The organism is Lysinibacillus sphaericus (assembly GCF_006864135.1).
In the GTDB taxonomy this organism is placed as follows: Bacteria; Bacillota; Bacilli; order Bacillales_A; family Planococcaceae; genus Lysinibacillus.
Genome location: NZ_SADV01000003.1, coordinates 297,535 through 319,102, shown reverse-complemented (window position 1 = coordinate 319,102; position 21,568 = coordinate 297,535). Strand labels below are relative to the sequence as shown.

At 36.5% G+C, this 21,568-nt stretch carries 20 protein-coding genes and 1 pseudogene; 17 read left to right on the top strand and 4 right to left on the bottom strand.

Translation table 11 applies throughout. The features are described from left to right. The first annotated feature begins 92 nt into the window (after positions 1 to 92). From C7Y47_RS05815 to C7Y47_RS05775, 9 genes are all read left to right on the top strand, one after another. The gene (locus C7Y47_RS05815) at positions 93 to 1,919 is read left to right on the top strand and encodes a peptide ABC transporter substrate-binding protein (RefSeq protein ID WP_142507882.1); all 1,827 of its coding nucleotides are present in this window, start codon (positions 93 to 95) and stop codon (positions 1,917 to 1,919) included. A gap of 181 nt (positions 1,920 to 2,100) precedes the next feature. Then, positions 2,101 to 3,048, top strand: coding sequence for an ABC transporter permease (locus tag C7Y47_RS05810; RefSeq protein ID WP_305067641.1), 948 nt, complete (start codon positions 2,101 to 2,103; stop codon positions 3,046 to 3,048). Further along, positions 3,048 to 4,022, top strand: a complete 975-nt coding sequence (locus C7Y47_RS05805) for an ABC transporter permease (RefSeq protein ID WP_142507881.1) — start codon at positions 3,048 to 3,050, stop codon at positions 4,020 to 4,022. The genes C7Y47_RS05810 and C7Y47_RS05805 overlap by 1 nt, the downstream gene beginning before the upstream one ends. A 14-nt stretch (positions 4,023 to 4,036) precedes the next feature. Continuing rightward, positions 4,037 to 5,092, top strand: a complete 1,056-nt coding sequence (locus C7Y47_RS05800; RefSeq protein ID WP_142507880.1) for an ABC transporter ATP-binding protein — start codon at positions 4,037 to 4,039, stop codon at positions 5,090 to 5,092. Then, the gene (locus C7Y47_RS05795) at positions 5,082 to 6,029 is read left to right on the top strand and encodes an ATP-binding cassette domain-containing protein (RefSeq protein WP_142507942.1); all 948 of its coding nucleotides are present in this window, start codon (positions 5,082 to 5,084) and stop codon (positions 6,027 to 6,029) included. The genes C7Y47_RS05800 and C7Y47_RS05795 overlap by 11 nt, the downstream gene beginning before the upstream one ends. After that, entirely contained in the window at positions 6,026 to 6,958 is a 933-nt protein-coding gene (locus C7Y47_RS05790) for a S66 peptidase family protein (protein WP_142507879.1), read from the top strand. The genes C7Y47_RS05795 and C7Y47_RS05790 overlap by 4 nt, the downstream gene beginning before the upstream one ends. A 9-nt stretch (positions 6,959 to 6,967) precedes the next feature. Next, a complete protein-coding gene (locus tag C7Y47_RS05785; RefSeq protein WP_142507878.1) occupies positions 6,968 to 7,753 on the top strand; it encodes a serine hydrolase in 786 nt (261 codons plus the stop codon). Beyond that, positions 7,750 to 8,565: an SH3 domain-containing C40 family peptidase gene (locus C7Y47_RS05780; protein WP_142507877.1), complete on the top strand. Its 816-nt coding sequence runs from the start codon at positions 7,750 to 7,752 to the stop codon at positions 8,563 to 8,565. The genes C7Y47_RS05785 and C7Y47_RS05780 overlap by 4 nt, the downstream gene beginning before the upstream one ends. 131 nt (positions 8,566 to 8,696) lie before the next feature. Next, complete coding sequence (locus tag C7Y47_RS05775) at positions 8,697 to 9,263, top strand: hypothetical protein (protein ID WP_142507876.1); 567 nt, start codon at positions 8,697 to 8,699, stop codon at positions 9,261 to 9,263. 50 nt (positions 9,264 to 9,313) lie between these two features. Here the strand turns inward: C7Y47_RS05775 and C7Y47_RS05770 are convergent, their stop codons facing one another. Then, entirely contained in the window at positions 9,314 to 10,132 is an 819-nt protein-coding gene (locus C7Y47_RS05770; protein WP_255505025.1) for a glucosaminidase domain-containing protein, read from the bottom strand. Between the two features lie 580 nt (positions 10,133 to 10,712). Here C7Y47_RS05770 and C7Y47_RS05765 point away from each other — a divergent pair. From C7Y47_RS05765 to C7Y47_RS05740, 6 genes and pseudogenes are all read left to right on the top strand, one after another. Then, on the top strand, positions 10,713 to 11,663 hold the full coding sequence (locus C7Y47_RS05765; RefSeq protein ID WP_142507875.1) for an ABC transporter ATP-binding protein: 951 nt from the start codon (positions 10,713 to 10,715) through the stop codon (positions 11,661 to 11,663). A 1-nt stretch (position 11,664) separates the two neighbouring features. Continuing rightward, entirely contained in the window at positions 11,665 to 13,179 is a 1,515-nt protein-coding gene (locus C7Y47_RS05760; RefSeq protein ID WP_142507874.1) for an ABC transporter permease/substrate-binding protein, read from the top strand. A 121-nt stretch (positions 13,180 to 13,300) separates the two neighbouring features. Next, positions 13,301 to 13,564, top strand: a pseudogene (locus C7Y47_RS05755) (DUF5068 domain-containing protein); the annotation flags it as partial. A gap of 413 nt (positions 13,565 to 13,977) precedes the next feature. Beyond that, entirely contained in the window at positions 13,978 to 14,508 is a 531-nt protein-coding gene (locus C7Y47_RS05750) for a TetR/AcrR family transcriptional regulator (RefSeq protein ID WP_142507873.1), read from the top strand. A gap of 5 nt (positions 14,509 to 14,513) precedes the next feature. Next, positions 14,514 to 14,840, top strand: coding sequence for a DMT family transporter (locus C7Y47_RS05745; protein ID WP_132362983.1), 327 nt, complete (start codon positions 14,514 to 14,516; stop codon positions 14,838 to 14,840). A gap of 15 nt (positions 14,841 to 14,855) precedes the next feature. Next, the gene (locus C7Y47_RS05740; RefSeq protein ID WP_142507872.1) at positions 14,856 to 15,191 is read left to right on the top strand and encodes a DMT family transporter; all 336 of its coding nucleotides are present in this window, start codon (positions 14,856 to 14,858) and stop codon (positions 15,189 to 15,191) included. A gap of 67 nt (positions 15,192 to 15,258) precedes the next feature. On the opposite strand, the gene C7Y47_RS05735 is transcribed toward C7Y47_RS05740, so the two are convergent. Together C7Y47_RS05735 and C7Y47_RS05730 are read right to left on the bottom strand one after the other, a co-directional pair. Then, positions 15,259 to 16,320 carry a DUF4179 domain-containing protein gene (locus C7Y47_RS05735; RefSeq protein ID WP_185903410.1) on the bottom strand — a complete coding sequence of 354 codons (1,062 nt, stop codon included), beginning with the start codon at positions 16,318 to 16,320 and terminating at the stop codon, positions 15,259 to 15,261. Between the two features lie 2 nt (positions 16,321 to 16,322). Next, positions 16,323 to 16,865: a sigma-70 family RNA polymerase sigma factor gene (locus C7Y47_RS05730; RefSeq protein WP_142507870.1), complete on the bottom strand. Its 543-nt coding sequence runs from the start codon at positions 16,863 to 16,865 to the stop codon at positions 16,323 to 16,325. 447 nt (positions 16,866 to 17,312) lie between these two features. Here C7Y47_RS05730 and C7Y47_RS05725 point away from each other — a divergent pair, with 447 nt between their 5' ends. Further along, a complete protein-coding gene (locus C7Y47_RS05725; protein WP_142507869.1) occupies positions 17,313 to 17,744 on the top strand; it encodes a CotY/CotZ family spore coat protein in 432 nt (143 codons plus the stop codon). A gap of 223 nt (positions 17,745 to 17,967) precedes the next feature. Then, positions 17,968 to 20,226, top strand: a complete 2,259-nt coding sequence (locus tag C7Y47_RS05720) for a YheC/YheD family protein (protein WP_142507868.1) — start codon at positions 17,968 to 17,970, stop codon at positions 20,224 to 20,226. A gap of 87 nt (positions 20,227 to 20,313) precedes the next feature. On the opposite strand, the gene C7Y47_RS05715 is transcribed toward C7Y47_RS05720, so the two are convergent. After that, positions 20,314 to 21,516, bottom strand: a complete 1,203-nt coding sequence (locus tag C7Y47_RS05715) for an ATP-grasp domain-containing protein (RefSeq protein WP_142507867.1) — start codon at positions 21,514 to 21,516, stop codon at positions 20,314 to 20,316. Positions 21,517 to 21,568 lie beyond the last annotated feature (52 nt).

Below are 21,568 nucleotides of genomic sequence, written 5' to 3'. Positions count from 1 at the left end.
GGATAGTTAATCTCTCACTTTTTTTGTTCCGCTATAGTGAGATTTTTAACTGTCACTTTATGTAGATAAATAAGATTACTAAGGGGATGCTTATGAGGAAAAGGTATTGGCTGCTTTTCGTGTGTCTTGTTGTAATGATTTGTGCAGCATGTAGTGATGATTCTTCAAGTGAAAAAAAATCAGAGTATCGCGTTGTTTATTCGGGGGAAATAAAAACGTTAAATTACTTAAAGACCTCTGAAACCAATGAGTTTGCTGTGGCGGCGAACTTGATTGATGGATTAATTGAGTATGATAAGTATGGCGTTGTACAACCAAGCGTAGCCAAAGAATGGGCATCAAATGACGATGCTACAGTTTGGACGTTCAAGCTACGTGACGATGCAAAATGGGTCACTCATGATGGAAAAGAGTATGCGGATGTTGTTGCTCAAGATTTTGTAGATGGCTTACATTATGTCCTTGATGCAAAAAACGAATCATCAACAGCTTGGATTGCTACAGTCGTGAAAAATGGAGAAGCCTTCTATAACGGTGATATGACAGATTTTTCAAAGGTTGGCATAAAGGCGATAGATAAACATACAGTAGAATATACTTTAGAAAAGCCAACACCTTACTTCCTTTCTATGTTGAACTATGTCTGCTTCTTCCCGGTTAATGGTAAGTTTATAGCAGAAAAAGGTGATAGTTTTGGTACAACTCGTGAAAATTTCCTTTATAACGGATCGTATATTTTAGATAAATTTGAACCGCAAAATGAGCGAGTACTTGTGAAAAACGATACGTATTGGGATAAAGACCATGTTCTGATTGATCGTATTCGTTATAAATACAATAAAGAAGCGGCTACAGTAGAACCAGAATTGTTTTTACGAGGAGAAGTCGATTCAGCGAGTATTCCAACTTCTATTATTGATGAGTGGTTTAAAGATGATAAGAAAAAATCACAAATTCGTCAAACGCAAAATAACTTCTATACGTATTTCTATGCATTAAACTTTAACCCGCAATTTGATGCGGAATATGAGCCTGAAAATTGGAAGAAAGCGGTCAATAATAAAGATTTCCGAAAATCTCTATTCCATGCACTCGACCGTCAATCTGCAATGCTAACTTTAGAACCTTATCATCCAAAAGATTTGCTTAGCAACACGATCACTCCTAAAAACTTTGTCAATGTGGAGGGGGTTGACTATACACAGTTAGCACCATTAGCTGATAGTACAAATAATGACTCTTTCAACAAAGAGAAGGCTTTGGAATACAAGGAAAAAGCGAAAAAAGCTCTAGAAGGAAAAGTAACTTTCCCAGTAAAAGTATTGATGCCTTATAACGCAGGTGGTCCAGATTGGGCCAATCGTTCACAAGTCGTTGAACAGCAGATTGAAAAACTATTAGGTACTGATTATGTAGATATTATCATTGAGGCAGGACCATCTACAGGCTTTTTATCAGAGGTTCGTAAACCTGGTAAATTTGCTTTTCTTGAAGCAAACTGGGGTCCAGACTATGCCGACCCATCAACGTATACGGATCCATTCACTGCAGGCGGTACTTATAATAAACCGGAGCTAGCTGAAGGATATACAGAAGCAAACGGAAAATCAAAATATCAAAACTTAGTGGACGAAGCAAATGAGACGATTGATACAGCAAAACGTTATGAATTATTTGCCAAAGCGGAAGCCTTCTTAATTGATGAGGCATTTGTTATCCCTTATTCAGTTGGAGGAAGTGGCTATGTTGCCTCTAAATTAAATCCATTTGAGGCTCAATATTCACCATTTGGTGTGACTGCCGAGAAATTTAAAGGTCAGCGAGTTTTAGACAAACCAATGAGTAACGAGGAGTTTAAAGAAGCTTTAGCAAAATGGGAGCAGGAACGTGCGCAGGCGTTAGCTAAAGTAGCGAAATAAAGTGAAACTTCAATTAATGACCAAATATGGATAGTTGAAACGATCGGGCATAGATGATGGAGAAAATAGTAGGTTCTTTGCTACATTCAAGAAAAAGTCAAAAACGGTTCGTATTTATGAAGGAGATACCGAAATAAAGAAGTCGGCATCTCCTTCTGTCTTTCTGAAGAAGGAGGATGAAATGATGCTGAGGTATATAGGTAAACGTTTATTACAATCAGTTTTAACACTATTTATTATCATTACGATTGTTTTTTCATTACTACGTTTAATGCCAGAAGAAGGTTATTTAGGGGCAGCGGCGAATAAAATGTCACCTGCACAACAAGAAGTATATTTAACGAATTTAGGTTTACGTGACCCATTACTAGTACAGTTGGGAAATTTTTACGCTAAGCTGTTTCATGGTGATTTAGGTAAATCCGTTACATATCGGACAGATGTACCAGTCGTCACGATTATTGCAGATAAGATCATGTATTCCTTGTTATTTGGTTTAGGGGCGGTTACGCTATCTCTTCTAATTGGAGTTCCGCTCGGCATATTGATGGCCCAGATGAAGGGACGCTGGCTGGACCGCTTAGGGACAGGCTATATTGTCATTATCGTTGCAGTACCAGCCGCCGTCTATTATTTAGTCATTCAAATGTATATTACAGAAATTTTTCATTTACCAATGCTTTTCGATGAATATAAACCTATTACTTGGATTTTACCACTGATTTCAATGGCGTTAGCACCGACTGCTTCCTATGCTATGTGGATGCGGCGTTACATGGTGGATGAACTAAACAAAGATTATATAAAGCTAGCGAGAGCAAAAGGAGTGAAAGAGCGGACATTAATGTTTCAACATGTATTACGAAACGCTTTTATTCCGATGGCACAGTATTTACCAGCAACTATTCTTTTTACCATTACTGGCTCCATCTACATTGAATCCTTATATTCTATTCCTGGTATGGGGGGCTTACTCGTAGATGCCATACAGCGACAGGATAATACGATTGTACAAGGCTTAGTGCTTGTGTTCTCTTCACTTGGAATTATCGGACTAATTTTAGGTGATATTGCAATGGCCGTTGTTGATCCGCGCATTAAATTGGGGAAAGGGGAGAGTGTACGTTAATGGGAATGTATTCAGAAGAAATAAACAATATCTCAAACAAATCACGTGAATCATTGTTCGATTTTGCGGAAGTAGATGAACGTCAAGCTGAAGAAACAGCCTATTCTAATTATTCCTATTGGCGTTCAACATGGAAATCCTTCTTAAAAAATCGCATCGCTGTCTTTTTATTAGTTGGCGTGCTAATTATCGTAGCTTTTACCATTTTACAACCGTATTTACTAGGACAAAAATCACCGACTGAAATATATTTAGATGAGCAGACAGGTCTCCAAGCACGTAATGTTGCACCAAACGCTGAATTTTGGTTTGGGACAAATTCCATTGGGCAGGATTTATGGTCACGTATTTGGGCAGGAACAAGAACCTCGTTATTTATTGGCTGTGTGGTTGCTTTAGTAGAGGCTATCGTCGGTATTACGATCGGTACACTTTGGGGTTTTTCGCGGAAATTAGAGGTGCCCATTACACAGCTTTACAATGTCGTTGATAACATACCAACAACGATTGTCCTAATTTTAATGTCCTATATTTTACGACCAAGTATTTCAACTATTATTATTGCTATGTGTATTACGGGCTGGGTAGAAATGGCAAGATTTATACGCAATCAAATTGTTATTTTGCGTGATCGTGAGTATAACTTAGCCTCAAAATGTTTAGGAACACCTGATTATCGAATTATTTTAAAAAACCTATTACCCTATCTAATTTCCGTCATTATGTTACGAATGAGTCTAGCGATACCATTTGCTATAGGCTCAGAAGTGTTTTTAACATATATTGGATTAGGATTACCGATTAGTGAGCCGTCTTTAGGAAATTTAATCAATGAAGGACGAGTACTTATGATGTCTCCAGAATTAAGATATCAGCTTATTTTCCCAAGTATTGTATTAAGCGTCATTACGATTGCATTTTATATTATAGGAAATTCATTTGCAGATGCAGCAGATCCGAAAAATCACGTATAAGGGGATGTAGGAAGTTGACACAAACTCAAACACGTATTTTAACTATTCAAAACCTAGTTATTAAATTTACACTTCGTGGCAGAGTGCTAACGGCCATTCGTAATATTTCCCTTGATTTATACAAAGGAGAAAGTCTAGCAATCGTTGGCGAATCAGGTTCAGGAAAATCTGTTCTAATGAAATCAATCATGGGCTTGCTCGATAAAAATGGCTACATCGATCAGGGGGAAATTATCTACAATGAACGGGATTTAGCACAGTTTAAAACTGAGCGGGAGTGGCTAAGCATTCGTGGAAAAGAAGTGGCTATGGTTACACAGGACCCAATGACATCATTAAATCCACTGAAAACGATTGGAAAGCAAATTGAGGAATGTGTTTTTTTACATCAGAATTTAAAGGGCAAGGCAGCATACGAAGAAACTTTAAAATTGTTAAAAGATGTTGGCATTCACGATGTGGAAAAGCGTTATAAGCAATATCCTCACGAATTTTCAGGCGGCATGCGTCAACGAATTGTAATAGCTATTGCGCTAGCGTGTAAGCCTAAGATCTTAATATGTGATGAGCCAACAACTGCATTAGACGTAACAATCCAAGCACAAATTTTGCAGCTTTTAAAAAATCTTCAACAAAAATATGGGCTAACGACCGTTTATATAACGCATGATTTAGGCGTTGTAGCGAAGGTTGCTGACCGTATTGCAGTGATGTATGCAGGTGATGTCATCGAAATAGGGAAAACGCATGAAATGTTCTTTAATAGCAAGCATCCTTATACATGGGCACTCATTTCTTCTTTACCACAACTAGGCTCAAAAGGGGAGCAGCTTTATTCTATCAAAGGCACTCCACCAAATCTATTTCAAGAAATTAAAGGAGATGCCTTTGCTCCTCGCAATGAATATGCGTTAAAGATTGATTTTGTGGAACGTCCACCATTTTTTCAGGTGAGTGACACACATTATGCTCGTACGTGGCTATTAGATCCACTCGCACCGAAAGTAGAGCCTCCTGAAGCGCTCCAAGCCTTTTTCAAAGAAGGGAGACAATATGCGCATGAGTCATAAAGAAGTAGTAGTTGAGGTGAAAAATTTAAAGGTTGTTTTTGGGAAAGGCAAAAATAAATTTATAGCGATTGATGATGTCAGCTTCGATATTTTAAAAGGTGAAACATTTGGTTTAGTAGGTGAATCAGGCTCTGGAAAAACAACAATCGGCAGAGCAATTATGCGTATCAATGAAGTCACTGAAGGACAAATACTGTATCACGGTAAGAAGCTTAATGGCAAAATATCGAAAGAGTGGGATCGAGAAATTACGCAGAAAATCCAAATGATTTTTCAAGATCCTATGGCATCGCTAAATGAACGCGCAAAGGTAGATTATATTATTTCAGAGGGACTTATGAATACAAAAAACTTTAAAAATGAGGCTGATCGTCAACAGAAGGTACGCAATGCCTTATTAAATGTAGGATTATTACCGGAGTTTTCAAGTCGCTTCCCACATGAATTTTCAGGAGGGCAGCGTCAGCGGATCGGCATTGCGCGTGCACTAGTAATGGAGCCAGAGTTTATTATTGCGGACGAACCAATTTCAGCATTAGACGTATCCATTCGTGCACAAGTATTAAATTTACTAGCCAACCTACAGCAGCAAAATGATTTAACCTATTTATTCATAGCGCATGACTTATCTGTAGTCCGATTTATTACGGATCGAACTGCTGTTATTTATAAAGGTAAAATTGTTGAGCTAGCTGAGACGGAAAAGCTATTTGCTACTCCTCTTCATCCTTATACAAAGGCATTATTATCGGCAGTACCGGAGCCAAATCCCTATAAGGAGCGAGATAAAGTCGTAGAAATCTATGATCCATCACAGCATAACTATGACATTCAGCCACCGTCATTTACCGAAATAGAAGAAGGTCATTTTGTCTTGGCTAATGAAGAGGAATTGGAAAGATACCGAACTTCACTAAAAATGGAGGTAAGCAAATGATTCGTCCAAAGGCATTGAAAAAAGGTGACACAATTGGTCTAATGAGTGCTTCGGGTGCAACCCCACCTGAAAAATTTCTCCCTGCCGTTCAAAGTATTGAAAAGCTAGGTTTTAAGGTTGTCGCTGGAGAAACATGTCGGGCGAGGCATGGCTACTTAGCAGGCTCTGATGAATTAAGAGCATCTGAAGTAAATCAAATGTTTAGGGACGCTAATATTGACGGCATTTTCTGCATACGTGGAGGTTACGGGGCGACGAAAATTTTACCGCTTCTAGATTTCGATATGATAAAAGGCAACCCAAAAGTATTTGCTGGCTATAGCGATGTAACAGCATTACATATCGCTTTTAACCAACACTGTGGCTTTGTTACGTATCATACACCAATGCCCTCTACAGAATTTATTCGGCCAGAGATGGATCAGTATACGTGGAAGTCCTTTTTCGAAAGTGTGACAGCAACAGAACGTACGGACTACTGTCTTGAAAATCCACCTGGGCGTACAATGACGACGTTTGTAGCCGGCAAAGCGACAGGGCAACTTATTGGTGGGAACTTAACATTAGTGACGGCATCTCTTGGGACACCTTATGAAATTGATACAAGGGGTAAAATCTTATTTTTAGAGGATATAGATGAAAGTGAGCAACGTGTGGATCGGATGCTTACACAGCTAAAATTGGCAGGCAAACTAGATGAGGTGGCCGGTATCTTATTGGGAGCTTGGACAAATTGTGGTCCTGAAAATCCAAAATATCCCGAACGTAGCCTATCACTACAAACAATTTTTCAAGAAATTTTAGGTCCACTTCATAAACCTATTATAAAGGACATTACATGCGGTCACTGTTTACCAACGATGTCACTACCATTAGGTCGAACGATCACAATGGACACGGAGAATCAGTTGATAAAAGTCATAGAGTAGGTGTGAATTATGAAGCAAACGATTACACAGATTCTTCAAAAAGCTCCCTATAAAGTGCATATGTTTGTGAAAGATTGTAAGACAGAGCATTTTTTCATTAGCGAAAAACTAGAAGACCCATTTTCCAGTGCAAGTTTAATTAAGGTGCCTATATTGCTTGCTGTTCTAAATTATATAGAAAGCAACAACCTATCATTAGAGCAAGAGATTAAGATAGCACCAGAAGAATGGGTTGATTTTAGTGTTATTAGTGAACAGCGTTTAGAGCAAAGTACTATCTATGAGCTTTTAGTATGGATGATTATTACGAGTGATAATACAGCAACAAATATATTAATCGATTTTCTAGGGATGGATACACTCAATCAATATTTTCGTCAAATCGGGCTGCTGCAAACTACCATTCAACGAAAGATGATGGATTTCGAAAGGCTAGCAAAAGGCTTTGATAATACAACGACGGCAAAAGATATGGCACTGCTATTTTCAAGAATTTATCGTCGGGACTTGTTATCGTCAGCTTCTAGTGAGGTAACGATAGGTATTTTAAGTCGTCAACGTGTACACGAATCACTAAAACGTTATTTAGTAGATGATGTGAAATTTGCTCATAAAACAGGTGGTCTTAATACGGTAGATCATGATGTTGGGATTGTATACAACAGCTCTGGGGATTATCTTATTGGCGTATTCGTCACTGAGGTTACTAATAATGATCATGCAAGGCAGCTAATTGGTCGAATATCCAAAGTTGTTTATGATTATTTGGTGAAGCGAAAGGAGATGATAGAGTGAATGCCATTGTGACGTCAATGATTGCAAATTTACATGCAAAGCCAGAAGCAGTCTCAGAAATAGTGGATGAGCTACTATATGGAATGGTTGTCCGCATTATGGAAGTAGTGGATAAGAACTGGTTCCGCATACAAACTGCTTATCGCTATGAAGGTTATTGCCAGAAGGATAACTTCCTAGTGGATGATGCCCAAACGGACATCTGGCTACAAGAAGCGAATCATTTTATTAGCCAAAGCTTCGCCGATGTTTTGCAGGAGCCTCGAATTAAGAGTACGAAAAAGATGACACTCGTTAAAGGCTCAATCATCTGTTCGACGGCTATTGGCGAGCTAGATTCTGAATGGGCAGCAGTGCAATTAGTGACAGGTGAGTTTGGTTATGTACGTAGGCAATGGTTACAAGAAAAAATTCCAGAAAACAGCTTATCTGAGCAACAATTACGGGAAAATGTTGTTCAAACGGCGCTTAGCTATTTAGCAACACCCTATCGCTGGGGAGGAAAATCGCCGTTAGGTATTGATTGCTCAGGTCTATGTTCTATGGCATATATGCTAAACGGCGTATATATTTATCGCGATGCCAAAATCGTTGAAGGTTTTCCTATCAAGGAAATATCTCTAGAGCACATACAAAAGGGAGACTTATTATACTTCCCAGGACATATTGCACTATATATAGGCGACAACCTTTACGTACATTCTTCGCTTGCTGGGAACGAGGTTAATATAAACAGTCTGGACGAACCGCATCAACAATATCGGAAAGATTTGGCGACATCTATTACCGCTGTTGGCAGCTTATTTAAATAAAAAGTGTAGGGAAGCTTGACGTGGCTTCTCTTTTTTCAATCTTTGAGATGACTAGGGAAATTATTGATAGAGATAACCTATTTGCATTATGCTATAATGAAATCAAAATTTAGAGGATTGGGGGATAGGAATTGAATCTAGAGTTAAAAGAGTTGTTACGTTCCGTTTTAAAAGAAGAATTAACACCAATGCATAAGAAACTTGATGGAATTGACCAACGTTTTGAGACTATTGATCAAAGATTTGATGGAATTGACCAACGGCTAGATGGAATGGACGCTCGCTTTGAAAATATGGATCATCAATTAGTCGGAATGAACAAACGTTTTGACGGAATTGAACTGCGTTTAGATAAAATTGAAAATGATGTGCATGAACTTAAGAGCGATGTACACGTACTTAAGGATGATGTGCATGAACTTAAGACTGATGTACATGTAGTTAAGGATGATGTGCATGAACTTAAGAGCGATGTACACGTACTTAAGGATGATGTGCATGAACTTAAGAGTGATGTACACATACTTAAGGGTGATCTATTTGAACTTAAAATTGGACAAGCAGAGCTTCAGAAAAATATTATCGAAAATTTAGGTGAGTTTACTGAAAAAATTGCTCAGCAGGTAGAAGGTAGAACTTACGCTTTAAATAAACGAGTCTTTGACTTAGAAACTGTGATTTACAGATTTATAAGTTAGCATAAGCAAAAAATCTCCATGTCTATAATTATTCATGGAGATTTTTTATATTAATATTTATAAATATTTAATTGTTGACCGGCTTCAAGTCTATCAGATCGAAGCTGATTCCATTGTTTAATGGATGTAACTTTAACATTATGAGCCTCTGCAATATGCATAAGAGAGTCACCATCGGCTACAGTAATTGTTTTTTTATCTTTCACAGGACTGTCATACTGTTGTAAAGCATACTTTGCTATCACTGCATTAAGCTTTTCATTGTATTGTGAATCTGTTGCATAGGAGCCTGTTAAAAACTTCGTAGCATCTGCATAAGACTTCGTATTGCTTTTAAAAACGCCTGCATAGAAATTTTTGTTCCAGGAAACCCCATTACGCATTAATTTCACATAATCTTGTATGGAAGCTTCATAGGAAGGGTATTTGCGAAATGCAGCCATCACCCTTGTCATATTACCTGAACCATCATCCTCAGATGTTTCCAATGTTACGGAGTTATTTTGGTAACTGCCTTTCATACCAAATAAATTGTTATTTGGAGCGGATCCAAGGCCACTTTGTCCATGCTCACTTTCTAACACCGCTTGCGCAATGATAACCGATGCATACAAGTCATTCTCGGAACCTTGTTGTCGAGCAATTTCAGCAATAGCGCCAATAAACTCTTCTACACTAGGGCTATTATCGACAACTACAGGCTCTTCAGTTTCATGAGTATTGAAAAATTGTGTCACCATAAAAAACGAAATACAGATAACAATAACAGTAATCAGAAGACCTTTTAAAAAATTAATGAAGTATTTCATTGTCATTGATGTTGGTAGATTACCACATCTTCCTCCTTTCTTTTCAATAACGAGGTTCATATATTTCTAATTATTACAGAGTTATAAATAGAAATAAAGTCAGTTTTCTTTAATAGAGTACATCATTCATAGAACGAAAAAACCCCTCATTTAGTTCCTTAATTTCCAGCATAATAGAGAAATGAAAGGCCAATTAAAATATAGTTGCAATCATTACTAGGTAGTATGAACATTTATGAAGTTAGTCATTTTGAAAGGAAATCTTTATTGAAGGTTATTTATTTGTACTCAAAGGCAGTATACGATTTTCTATGGAAATTATGAGACAAATAGAAGAGAGCGTCAAGAGGACCAATGTCTTGATATGAAACAAAAAAGTAAGTTTGAAATGACTTTAGTTAGTGAAATATATATAGTAACTTGATGTCCCTTTTAAAAGAGTTAGTTCTAGACCTACTATGCTGAACGTATATGAAATGAAGAGAATAAAAATAGTAGTTTATTTCTAGATTAAAACATTAAGTCAATATATATTATTGCCAAAATGATCAAGGTAATCTTTGCAAATGTTGAAGGTGATGTCCGCTCTGAACTAACAGTATGTCATTATGGAGGCGCATTACTAAAAGGAGCTTATACAATGATAGCATTTGAAAATGTCACAAAAAAATATGTAAATGATCAAGTCGCTGTAAAAGCTATTAATTTAGAGATCAATAAGGGAGAATTTTTTGTTCTTATTGGACCGAGTGGTTGTGGAAAAACAACTTTATTAAAGATGATTAATCGATTAATTCATTTAACAGAAGGAACCATCCGCATTAACGGTAAAAGAATTAGTGATTATAACATTCATGAATTGCGATGGAATATCGGCTATGTCCTACAACAAATTGCACTTTTTCCCCATATGACGATTGAAGAAAATATAGCTATTGTGCCTGAATTAAAGAAATGGGGTAAACCGCAAATCCAGCAACGAGTTGGCGATTTATTGGATATGGTTGGACTTGAACGAGATAAATATAGTCAGCGTAAGCCAATAGAGCTTTCTGGTGGTGAACAACAAAGGGTCGGTGTTGTTCGTGCATTAGCAGCTGATCCTGAAATCATTTTAATGGATGAGCCTTTTAGTGCTTTAGATCCGATTAGCCGCACAAAATTACAAGATGATCTTCTCGAGCTTCAGCAAACGATACAAAAAACAATCGTTTTTGTTTCGCATGATATGCAAGAGGCCTTAAAACTTGGTGATCGCATATGTGTAATGAAGGATGGAGAAATTGTACAGATTGGTACTCCACGTGAAATCATAGACAATCCTGTAAATGATTTTGTTCGTGAATTTGTTGGGGTAAAAGAGTATGGGACTTTCCATATCCAAGCTGTACTTGGACCAATTGTTGATGAGGTTCATCAAAGAAATCGAGCGAACGCCATTTCTTCAAAGGATTCTTTGCATACCATTCTTCAAAAATTAGCTCAATATGAATGTTTAAGTGTGGAAGAGAACGGGACAATAATTGGTGTTGTCACGAGAGCAACCATGCTTCGTTATCTAGCACATGATTCCTTAGAAAGAGGTAATTGAAATGGCTAACTTTTTTGGTGTGTTTAATGAAAGAAAAGGCCAGCTATTGGCATCATTATTAGAGCATATTCAAATTTCATTCATTGCATTATTTCTTGCGGTAGTGATTGCTATCCCTCTAGGAATCTATTTAACGAATAAAAAGAGAATAGCAGAAAGTATTATCGGTATTAGTGCAGTTTTACAAACGATTCCTTCATTGGCGTTATTGGGGTTGTTGATTCCGTTGTTTGGCATCGGAAAAGTACCTGCCATTATTGCTTTAGTTGTGTACGCACTTCTTCCGATTTTACGTAATACATTTACTGGGATAAACGAAGTAGATCCGTCTTTAAAAGAGGCTGCGATGGCGATGGGGATGAATACGCGAAAGCGATTAGTGAAAGTAGAATTGCCTCTTGCTATGCCTGTTATTATGGCAGGGATTCGAACAGCTATGGTATTAATCGTCGGAACAGCAACTTTAGCAGCATTAATCGGGGCTGGGGGATTAGGGGATATCATTTTGCTTGGAATTGACCGAAATAATACCGCACTTATTATTTTAGGGGCTGTCCCTGCGGCGATTTTAGCATTAGTGTTTGATTTCTTCCTAAAAAAACTAGAATCACTGTCGTTTAAAAAAACAATTTTGGCATTAAGTATTATTAGTGGAGTGGCATTAATAATGATGATCTTCCCGTTACTAAACTTCAAAGAGAAAGAAGAAATTGTCATTGCAGGTAAGCTTGGCTCTGAGCCAGAAATTCTAATTAATATGTATAAAATGCTTATTGAAAATGAAACAGACTTAAAGGTGCAATTAAAACCCGGACTTGGTAAAACTTCCTTTGTATTTAATGCACTTAAATCTGGCAGCATCGATATTTATCCAGAATTTACTGGAACGGCAATTTCAGAGTTTTTAAAAGAGGAAGCCATCAATAATAATCAGGAAGATGTTTATCATCAGGCAAAAGAAGGCATGATGAATAAATTTGGTATGGTGATGCTTAGTCCGATGAAATATAACAACTCGTTTGCATTGGCAGTATCGAAACAAATGGCTGATACTTATCATTTGCAAACAATTTCTGACATTAAGCCTATTCAAGAAACGATAAAAGCCGGTTTCACATTGGAATTTAATGATCGAGAAGATGGTTATTTGGGCATTCAAAAGCGTTATGGTATTACACTTTCTACCATAACAACGATGGAGCCGAAGCTTAGATATCAGGCGATCGAATCAGGAAATATAGATTTATTAGATGCTTATTCAACGGATAGTGAAATACGTCAATATCATCTGCAAGTTTTAACAGATGATCAGCAACTATTCCCACCTTATCAAGGGGCTCCTTTACTAAGGAAAGAAACGTTAGAAAAATATCCTGAGATTGAAACAGCCTTAAATAAGCTGTCAAATCAAATAACAGATGATGAGATGCGCGAAATGAATTATCGAGTAAATGTAAAAGGCCAAAACATAGAAGAAGTGGCACGAGACTATTTAACAAAGGCAGGATTGTTATAAGACGAAAATCATCTGATATAAGTAGCTAGAAAAGAGATGCTTATCTTTTATCTAGCTTTTTTGTTTTGTCTCGGATTTAAAAGAGAGCGATGCAGCTTAACGTTGATATATCGATAAGTGAATATCATTTATGTCATCAAAATTGACAGTTAATGATGGTAAGCAATATTCATTAAGCGAAGGTATGCTATTAACTTACAATTATAATGAAGTTATTAAAGCTGGAGAAACTGGCGAGCTATTACAAGTATTCGTATTAGATCAAGAGCAATATGAAAAAATTTGGAAAGATAAAGCTTTTGAAATTGAATTAGGTCCTATCCGAAATAAAGGAGCGGAGGATACTTCAAAAGGCAAAAAAGAAACGTTTATCTTACCGAAATAGGGAACGACGGAAGAACGCGCTGAAGTGACGGAAGAATCGGCAGAGCGACGGATGAAACTATCGAAACGACGGATGGAACCATTGAAACAAGGAAAGAACGGAAGAAACGACGAAAAGAATTGCTAATTTAACGAGCCCTCTCAATTTTTTGAGAGGGCTTTAGTTTGGTGACAAAAGAATGAATACGAATTTTGTGTAGCTATAAGCATAGGATGATTTTCATTACGGACTGGCGCTTTTCGCGAGCTTGGCTCAATCTCCTCATTACTATGTTCCGACTTGTTGTGTTCACAAGTTCATCCAGCATCAGATCCCAAAATTTTTGGCATTGTAATTGACGGATGTGAAATAAGAGGTATAAAATATAAAAAGACCGACCAGACGGTTTTTTTATTTTTAAAGGGAGCGATTATATGTCATCAAAAGCAGATTTAAAACGTTCACATATTATCCAAACGGCGATTGATTATTTAAAGGACAATGATTTAAGTACTTTAACTTTAGATAAAATAGCTAGTCAAGCGAATATTAGCAAAGGTGGATTATTGTATCATTTTAAGACGAAGGATGCGCTGCAAACTGCAATCGCTGAGACGATTTTAAATGAGGTTGTACAATCCTATGAACATTTAGCAAGCCTTGAGCAAGGGATAGGGAGATTGACGAGAGCATTTATCTTCGCATCACAAAAAGATCTTGCGAACGGGGCATCCTTAAATATTGCGATTCAAATTATGCAAAATGACCATTCAGCCATCTCAACAGTTTATGACTGTTTACTAGACGAATTGTTCCAAGATGGTTTGGAGGAATCCATTGTTCATCTGATTCGGTTAACGATTGATGGATTGTATTATTCGAAACTATTAAATATCGCACCGATTTCCGCTAAGGCGACAGACGGTGTCTTTGAACAATTAATGCACATGACAAGGAAGGACTAACATACATGAGTGCTTTTGGTTTTTTATTCATTTCAATTATCTCAGAAGTTTTTGCTAGCTCGATGTTGAAACTGACAAATGGCTTTAAACGATTACTACCGTCAGTGGGTGTAGTAGTAGGATATGGAACAGCTTTTTATTTTCTATCATTAACATTACAATCTATAGCAATTGGTACAGCATATGCGATATGGGCAGGAGTAGGAACGGCGCTAACGGCGGTCATCGGTATAGTCTTTTATAAGGAATTATTCAACCTAAAAAAAATTATCGGTATTCTATTAATTATTGTCGGTGTAGTTATTCTTAACCTTGCAGGTGGCGGACATTAAGGAGGGATTTTGTAAATGAAGGGTTATTTATTTTTAACGTTATCCATTATCAGTGAGGTATTTGCAACAACGATGCTAAAGTTTTCAGAAGCATTTACAGTTCTAGGCCCCTCAATAGCTGTCGCATTTGGATATGGCATTTCGTTTTATTCATTATCTCTATGTTTAAAAACGCTACCACTAAGCATTGCGTACGCCGTTTGGTCCGGTGTAGGCACAGCATTAACAGTCATTGTGGGAATTGTTGTATGGGGAGATATTTTTAATCTTTACTCAGCTTTAGGCATTACATTAATCATTGGTGGAGTTATTCTACTAAATCATGGGAATCAAAATAATGCCACAACGTAACGTCTAAAGAGAAAACGTCCATTGTCAAATTGGACGTTTTCTTTTTTATAATTCAAGGTTGGTAGACTTATTTGTTCAATTGGGTAGTAATTGTGTACTCATGAAACACTTTGACAACATCCTTGTGAGGAACGCCACTTTTTACATTAATAGAGTGCGGAACGAGTGTGATATTTGTTATTGGCTCCATATTTTCCTTCTGGAAGCGAAGTGTAGAATTTTCGAGCATTGTTTTAAAAGCAGACTGACCTAACTCATTATTATTCTGGTCGTATAATCTAAATTGGACATCATAATCCATTGTTTTGTCAGGCGCCGGAAACATATGATAATAAAGAATTAATGAAACGGGTGATTGAGTAATTTTTTCAACTACAACTTTCTGTCCGTTCGGTAAAGAAAAAGATTGATTAATCATGGTTTCTGTTGTTTTAGCCGCAATGGCTTCACCTGTGGCAGTGAAATTAAATTCCCAAGGGTCACTAAGTTTATCGCTTTTAAAAGAAAACTGAATGTCATGTGGCTTAGAAAGCTCTATATTTGGAATGCTAATTGAACTATAAATGACAAATGTTTGGTCATCGATTTTATCATTACCTGCTCCTCCTCCTGATCCAGACTCTACTTCCTTCCCATCTATTTTTATTTCAGGGAAAAGGGGCAGGTAATCTGTGTCTGGAAGGTGCTTATTAATTTTAAGATATTCCGAGTTTGGGACGGGTTTATTGCTATGATAAGTAGTCGTGATGAAAAGTTCCCCTTGATCTAACATAACTTCATTTAACGTTAAGGTTCCATATTTATTTTCTTTTGTTTGTCCGATTATATTTTTATACGTTGTATACATTTCGTCATTTACATCTGGGTGATTCATATATTGTTCAATAAAGCTACCTATTATGGGCAATTTAGCAAGTGCATTTGGGCTTGAAATGGCTATTGTAGTGGCAAGCATAGCGACACCTACCCCACTTAAAATAGTAAGCTTCTTCTTTTTTGATGTTTGAGTTTTCAATTTTGAATGCAGACGTTTTTTTATACGTGCTATTTCTATTTCTGACAACGGGGTTTCATCATATTTTTCTGTTTGAATCTTTGCACGATTAAATAGTTTAAATAATTCACTCATTTTTATAGCCTCCCTGTAATCCATTTTTGTTTTAATGCACGAAGTTTATGACGTCCACGGGAAAGTCTGTTATGTATAACCGGGACAGACACATTAAATTCTTTTGCAATGTTCTTGGAATTTACATTATCTAGATAATATTTTTTAAATAATAATTGGTCCTCAACAGATAAATGTTGTAACAGCTCTTCGACGTCCTCTAATTCTGTCCTCTCAGTATTTGTGAAAGACTCTTCAAATTCTAAAGTTGAAATGTAGCGTTCATTATAACGTTGTAATTTTTTTCTTCGATCCAGCGCTTTATATTTAGCAATGATCGCAATCCAATTTTTAAAAGATCCTTTCGCTTCATCGAAAAATTCACCATTCTCCCAAATAGCAAGTAGTGTGTCATCCAAACATTCATCAACTTCTTCTAAGTAAGGAAAGAGATGTTTAGTGATGATGCTTCGTAGTAATCCACCATATTGCTCAATGATGAAATGTAAAGCATGTTCATTGTGATGTTGTAGTTCATAAACGACATTTTCAGCTTGTATAGTCATAACAAACTCCTTTCTAAATTTAGTCGCTTCTTACCAGTTTGCTTGTATAGTCAGTGAATAGAACTATTGTTTATCTGAAAACTTATCAGGCAAACAGGTGAGGCATCTATTTCATCGTTCACTATTAAATACGATTTTTTTTATTGAAAGCTATCCTGGAATAAAAAACTTTTTAAATTAATTTGATTTTTCGTCATATTGTACAAAGATTGCGTAAAAATAGTGTAAATGTTTTCACTCTGCTTTGGAGCATACATATGCAATCAACATGACCAGTTTTATCCGAAAAAAATTATCATATTTCTTGTCTTTACATATTATAACGAGAGGATGTTGAATAAAGTGAAACTTTCGTTCATGGCAGTTGATCTTCCACTAGTATCAATGCTAGTAAATTTAAACAATTTTTGAGAAATGGCTTATTAAGACTTGGAAGGAGCGAAGGAAATGAATAATGAAAACAAAAAAAAACATTTTCTATGTGAAGCGCTCTACGACATAAAAGCACTCCAGGATATGATAAAGGATTTTCATTCTAAATATTTTGGTCAGCTTCTTGTGAAATTAGTGGGAAGCGATACGATTCCTTTTTTTTTAATAACACACAACGGCAGTCATTTAAGGTTGATGGATACTGTAAAGCAGTTTGAAACAGAGTTTTTTCGCATAGAGGCTATTGATCGAGAAAGTTGCCGCGGAACAGTTTCACTTTTGCGAGCCTATGATTATGAAGGACATGATACGAATTTAATAGCAGAGGTTGTCCGATTAGAGCGAACATCCTCAGAAAAATCCATTGACTTAAGTGGTATATCTGCAATTCAGTTATTAAAGCCTGACATGTTAAAAGGAAAATTTATCATTGAGCCCAAATGGTGAAGCTAAACCCTTCGGCGGATGTTACGGAAATCGAAGGGGCTAAAAAAGATAGTAGCCTTTGGCATTACTGAAATGACCGACATCGTGTCGTCCTTCGTGCAGCCTAAGCACAAAGCCGAAAATACGACTAAAATAACATGAAAATTAGAGCATCTGTCTAGGTGCACGTTGTAGTCATTGAATTTATTAGAGAGAGAATCCTATGAAGGGAAGAGATTAATGGATGACAATTATTGGAATGTTGCATCATCGGCTAGATCCTAGAACTGTTCTAAAGTCATATGCATTTGCGGCCGTTGCACAAGCAGAAGGCGCTCAATTTTTTTACTTTACGCCAAAAAGCGTTGACTTTGATAAACGTTCCATTAGAGGAAAGGTATATGAAAATGGTGATTGGCATGAAAAAATGATGCCCTTCCCGGATGTTATATACAATGCAGGAAGTCCAGAAAAATTATCGGTATCAAAGGATATTATTGAGAAATTGAAAAAGGAAATCCCTTTTACTACTCATTCTATAGGGAATAAATGGAATGTCATGAAGCGACTTAAAGAAGCAAAGGAATTTGATAAATATTTAATTCCATCTGAGGTTGTTGAAAATGTTGAATTACTCCATAAATTTATGGCTTTTTATAAAAAAGTCGTATTTAAACCGATAGATGGCCGGAAGGGAAAAGGGATTTATTTTATTTCGAAAGTAGGAAGAACTAACTTTGAGGTAAAGAAGGATAGGGAAACTACGTTATGTACACAGTCAAAGCTAGATGAGTTAATTAGAGAGCAACTTTCTACAGGCACCTTTATCGTGCAACCCTATATTCATTCCAAAACAAAATCAGGTCAAATTTATGATTTTCGTCTACATGTTCAAAAAAACGGTGAAGGTAAATGGGTTATAACGACGATTTATCCGCGAATTGCACCAAATGGCTCGATTATACCGAATATTAACAACGGTGGTTTTACGAATTATTTAGATCCATTTTTAGAGCAGGAATTTAAAGAAGATGCTTATGATATTCGGCGTATGTTAGAGCATTTTTCCTTATCACTAGCTCGACATTTAGATGAAATCCAGATGACGCAATTTGGAGAAGTTATTGATGAAATTGGCATTGATGTAGGCTTAGATGAACAAAGGAAAATTTGGATGTATGAAGTGAACTGGCGACCAGGTTGCCCTCCAGCTTTTTATTTAGAATTAGATGTGGTCATCAATACTATAAGGTATGCAATGTACCTTGCTAAGAACCAGAAGCAAATTAAAAGGGAAATCAGGCAATATAGGAAAATTAAAGATTCATCTGAAGAAAGGGCTTTAGTAGAAGAATCTTTAGTAGAAGAAGCATTACCAGAACAAAAAGCTTTACCAGAACAAAAAGCTTTAGCAAAAGAAAAGGCTTTACCGATTATTGCGATTACCGGCAGTGCTGGAAAAACAACATCAAAAGCATTTCTTGCCTCCATTTTATCGGTAAAATGGAATATCTTTGAGTCAAAAGATTATTGGAATACAACAGAGCATACGAAAAAACATAAAGAAGAAATTAATGCTTCACATGAGGCTGTAGTGCTTGAGTATGGGATGGCTTATCCAGGTATCATAACAAATCACTGTAGCATTATCCAACCGAATATTAGTATCATTACAAATATCGGTTTGGCTCATGTAGGTAATTTTGATGGAGATATTAAAGGAGTAGCCAAGGCGAAATCGGAATTAATACATGGGATGGATCAAAACGGTTTATTAATCCTAAATAAGGACGATGATAATTCTAAGTATTTAGAGACACAGCAGTTTAAAGGAAAAATCATAACAGTAGGTATTCATAGCACAGCGGACTATCAAGCTTATGATATTCAATATAAAGATATTGGTATGTCCTTTAAAATAAAGCTGCATGGGCAGGAAATTGCAATGTATATCCCAATTTTAGGAGAACATCATGTATATAATGCACTCAATGCCATTGCGGTTGCAGATTATTTAGGATTTAGTCCAGCAGATATTAAAACAGGGCTAAATTTCAAAAAACCACCTAGACGATTAACAATTTATAACTGTCGCGATAATATTACAGTTATTGACGATACCGTTCACTCCCATCCTCAGGGCGTACGTGCTGCTATTGATGTTCTTACAAATATAGCGAAGAAACGTAAAATTGCTATTATTGGTCAAATGCGAGAATTAGGGGATTTAAGAGAAGAGGAATATCGTAAATTGGGCGAATACATTTACGAGCATAACATAGATTTATTCATCACTTATGGTTTTAGAACGGAGGAAATGGGCGCAGCAGCGAAGGCAGTAGGGATGGATCCGTCTAAAATTTATCATTTCCTGAATAAGGATGAATTACATGAACTCTTAGAGCAAGTGATACAACCTCACGACACCATTTTAGTAAAGGGTGCTAGTAAAACGAATATGTTTGATACGGTGAAATTTTTAGATCAAAAATTTCAAGAATAAATAAAAAAGCCCGAGTAATTGACCTTTTGAAGGATACAATTATTCGGGATATTTTTTATAGCTAAATAATGAGAGCATTGAAAGAAATTAAGATTTTAGAATGAACTTTATTTCTTTTGCGGCGTTAATGGCTTTATTTTTAGCTTCCGCTAATGTTGCACCTTCCGCGATTACATATGCATAACGATGTCCCATCGATAAGGGAGGGATTAGCAATGTCCCTCTTCTCGGCTTCACATATACATCCACAACTCCAGGTGAATGAGCTGCTTTATTTCTTCCAATAACTTTTTCTAAAATCCCTTTACTTTCCACAATGACGTATTTTGTATAGACAAACTTTCTGTGCTTTGGTTTGATATCGGGACGCTCACCTAAAAATACTTTAAGTGTTTCTTTCACTAAATTAAATCCAAAGGCGGCGTGTAGCATCGTATTCATTGCTCCCCCTGAGATTCGTGGATTAATCTCTATAAGCTTCCAGCCATTCTTTGTTAAACGAAGCTCTAAATGCAGAGCACCATTTTCGATGTTAAACGCTTTAACAATAGACTGAAGAACTTCCTCAAGACCTGCTTGAATTTCTTTCGGAGCTTTAACGAGAACACCATAACCAGTAATGATAAAACGTTTACCTTGAGTAATTTCTTGTTCAATAATACCGATGATATTAGCTTGCCGTTTATAGACAAGTGCTTCTACTAAATATTGTGGACCTTCGATATATTCTTCAATCATTATTGTTTCACGGGGATTTTTGCTGCGCAGATGGCTCAGATGTTTCTTCAGTTGGTCTGAGTCGTTTGCTAACAATACATCTTTGGAGCCTGTTGATTTTGGAGATTTTACAATAAGCGGAAATTCAATGTTATTAGAGATGGACTCATTTGGCTTGAGAAGAAAAAACTTAGGAGAATAAGGCTGGTTTTTTAAAAAATTTCTCGTTTTTTCTTTATCCTCCATTATTTCGATAGCTGTTGAAGATGTATAGTTATCGCAAAATTCATCACATAAAATTGAGGCAATATGGACAAAAGGATCGACAAAACTAACAATAGATTTTATTTCTAACCCAGTTTTAGTTAAATTATAAATTTCATCTTTCATGTCCTCTATATTCGAAGTATCAATAAGAATCATTTTATGAATATCTGGGTAGGCTTTTCTCTGTTGTAACTGCTTTTTATTGTTTGTAAAAAGGACAGTATAATAACCTAGGTTTTCTGCTGCTCTTGTTGCTTCACGACTTGACCCGGATTTGTTAGTGCCGATAAATATAATTGTTTTCAGTTATATCACTCCTTCTATTGTTCGTTAGATACTTAATCAACTATATATATAT

Bases quoted from the DNA above. Each gene is read 5' to 3' on its own strand.
- C7Y47_RS05745 (WP_132362983.1), top strand. From the start codon at position 14,514: ATGAGTGCTTTTGGTTTTTTATTCATTTCAATTATCTCAGAAGTTTTT.
- C7Y47_RS05750 (WP_142507873.1), top strand. From the start codon at position 13,978: ATGTCATCAAAAGCAGATTTAAAACGTTCACATATTATCCAAACGGCG.
- C7Y47_RS05805 (WP_142507881.1), top strand. From the start codon at position 3,048: ATGGGAATGTATTCAGAAGAAATAAACAATATCTCAAACAAATCACGT.
- C7Y47_RS05735 (WP_185903410.1), bottom strand. From the start codon at position 16,320: ATGAGTGAATTATTTAAACTATTTAATCGTGCAAAGATTCAAACAGAA.
- C7Y47_RS05795 (WP_142507942.1), top strand. From the start codon at position 5,082: ATGAGTCATAAAGAAGTAGTAGTTGAGGTGAAAAATTTAAAGGTTGTT.
- C7Y47_RS05720 (WP_142507868.1), top strand. From the start codon at position 17,968: ATGACAATTATTGGAATGTTGCATCATCGGCTAGATCCTAGAACTGTT.
- C7Y47_RS05815 (WP_142507882.1), top strand. From the start codon at position 93: ATGAGGAAAAGGTATTGGCTGCTTTTCGTGTGTCTTGTTGTAATGATT.
- C7Y47_RS05810 (WP_305067641.1), top strand. From the start codon at position 2,101: ATGATGCTGAGGTATATAGGTAAACGTTTATTACAATCAGTTTTAACA.
- C7Y47_RS05730 (WP_142507870.1), bottom strand. From the start codon at position 16,865: ATGACTATACAAGCTGAAAATGTCGTTTATGAACTACAACATCACAAT.
- C7Y47_RS05790 (WP_142507879.1), top strand. From the start codon at position 6,026: ATGATTCGTCCAAAGGCATTGAAAAAAGGTGACACAATTGGTCTAATG.
- C7Y47_RS05740 (WP_142507872.1), top strand. From the start codon at position 14,856: ATGAAGGGTTATTTATTTTTAACGTTATCCATTATCAGTGAGGTATTT.
- C7Y47_RS05785 (WP_142507878.1), top strand. From the start codon at position 6,968: ATGAAGCAAACGATTACACAGATTCTTCAAAAAGCTCCCTATAAAGTG.
- C7Y47_RS05760 (WP_142507874.1), top strand. From the start codon at position 11,665: ATGGCTAACTTTTTTGGTGTGTTTAATGAAAGAAAAGGCCAGCTATTG.
- C7Y47_RS05770 (WP_255505025.1), bottom strand. From the start codon at position 10,132: ATGAACCTCGTTATTGAAAAGAAAGGAGGAAGATGTGGTAATCTACCA.
- C7Y47_RS05725 (WP_142507869.1), top strand. From the start codon at position 17,313: ATGAATAATGAAAACAAAAAAAAACATTTTCTATGTGAAGCGCTCTAC.
- C7Y47_RS05765 (WP_142507875.1), top strand. From the start codon at position 10,713: ATGATAGCATTTGAAAATGTCACAAAAAAATATGTAAATGATCAAGTC.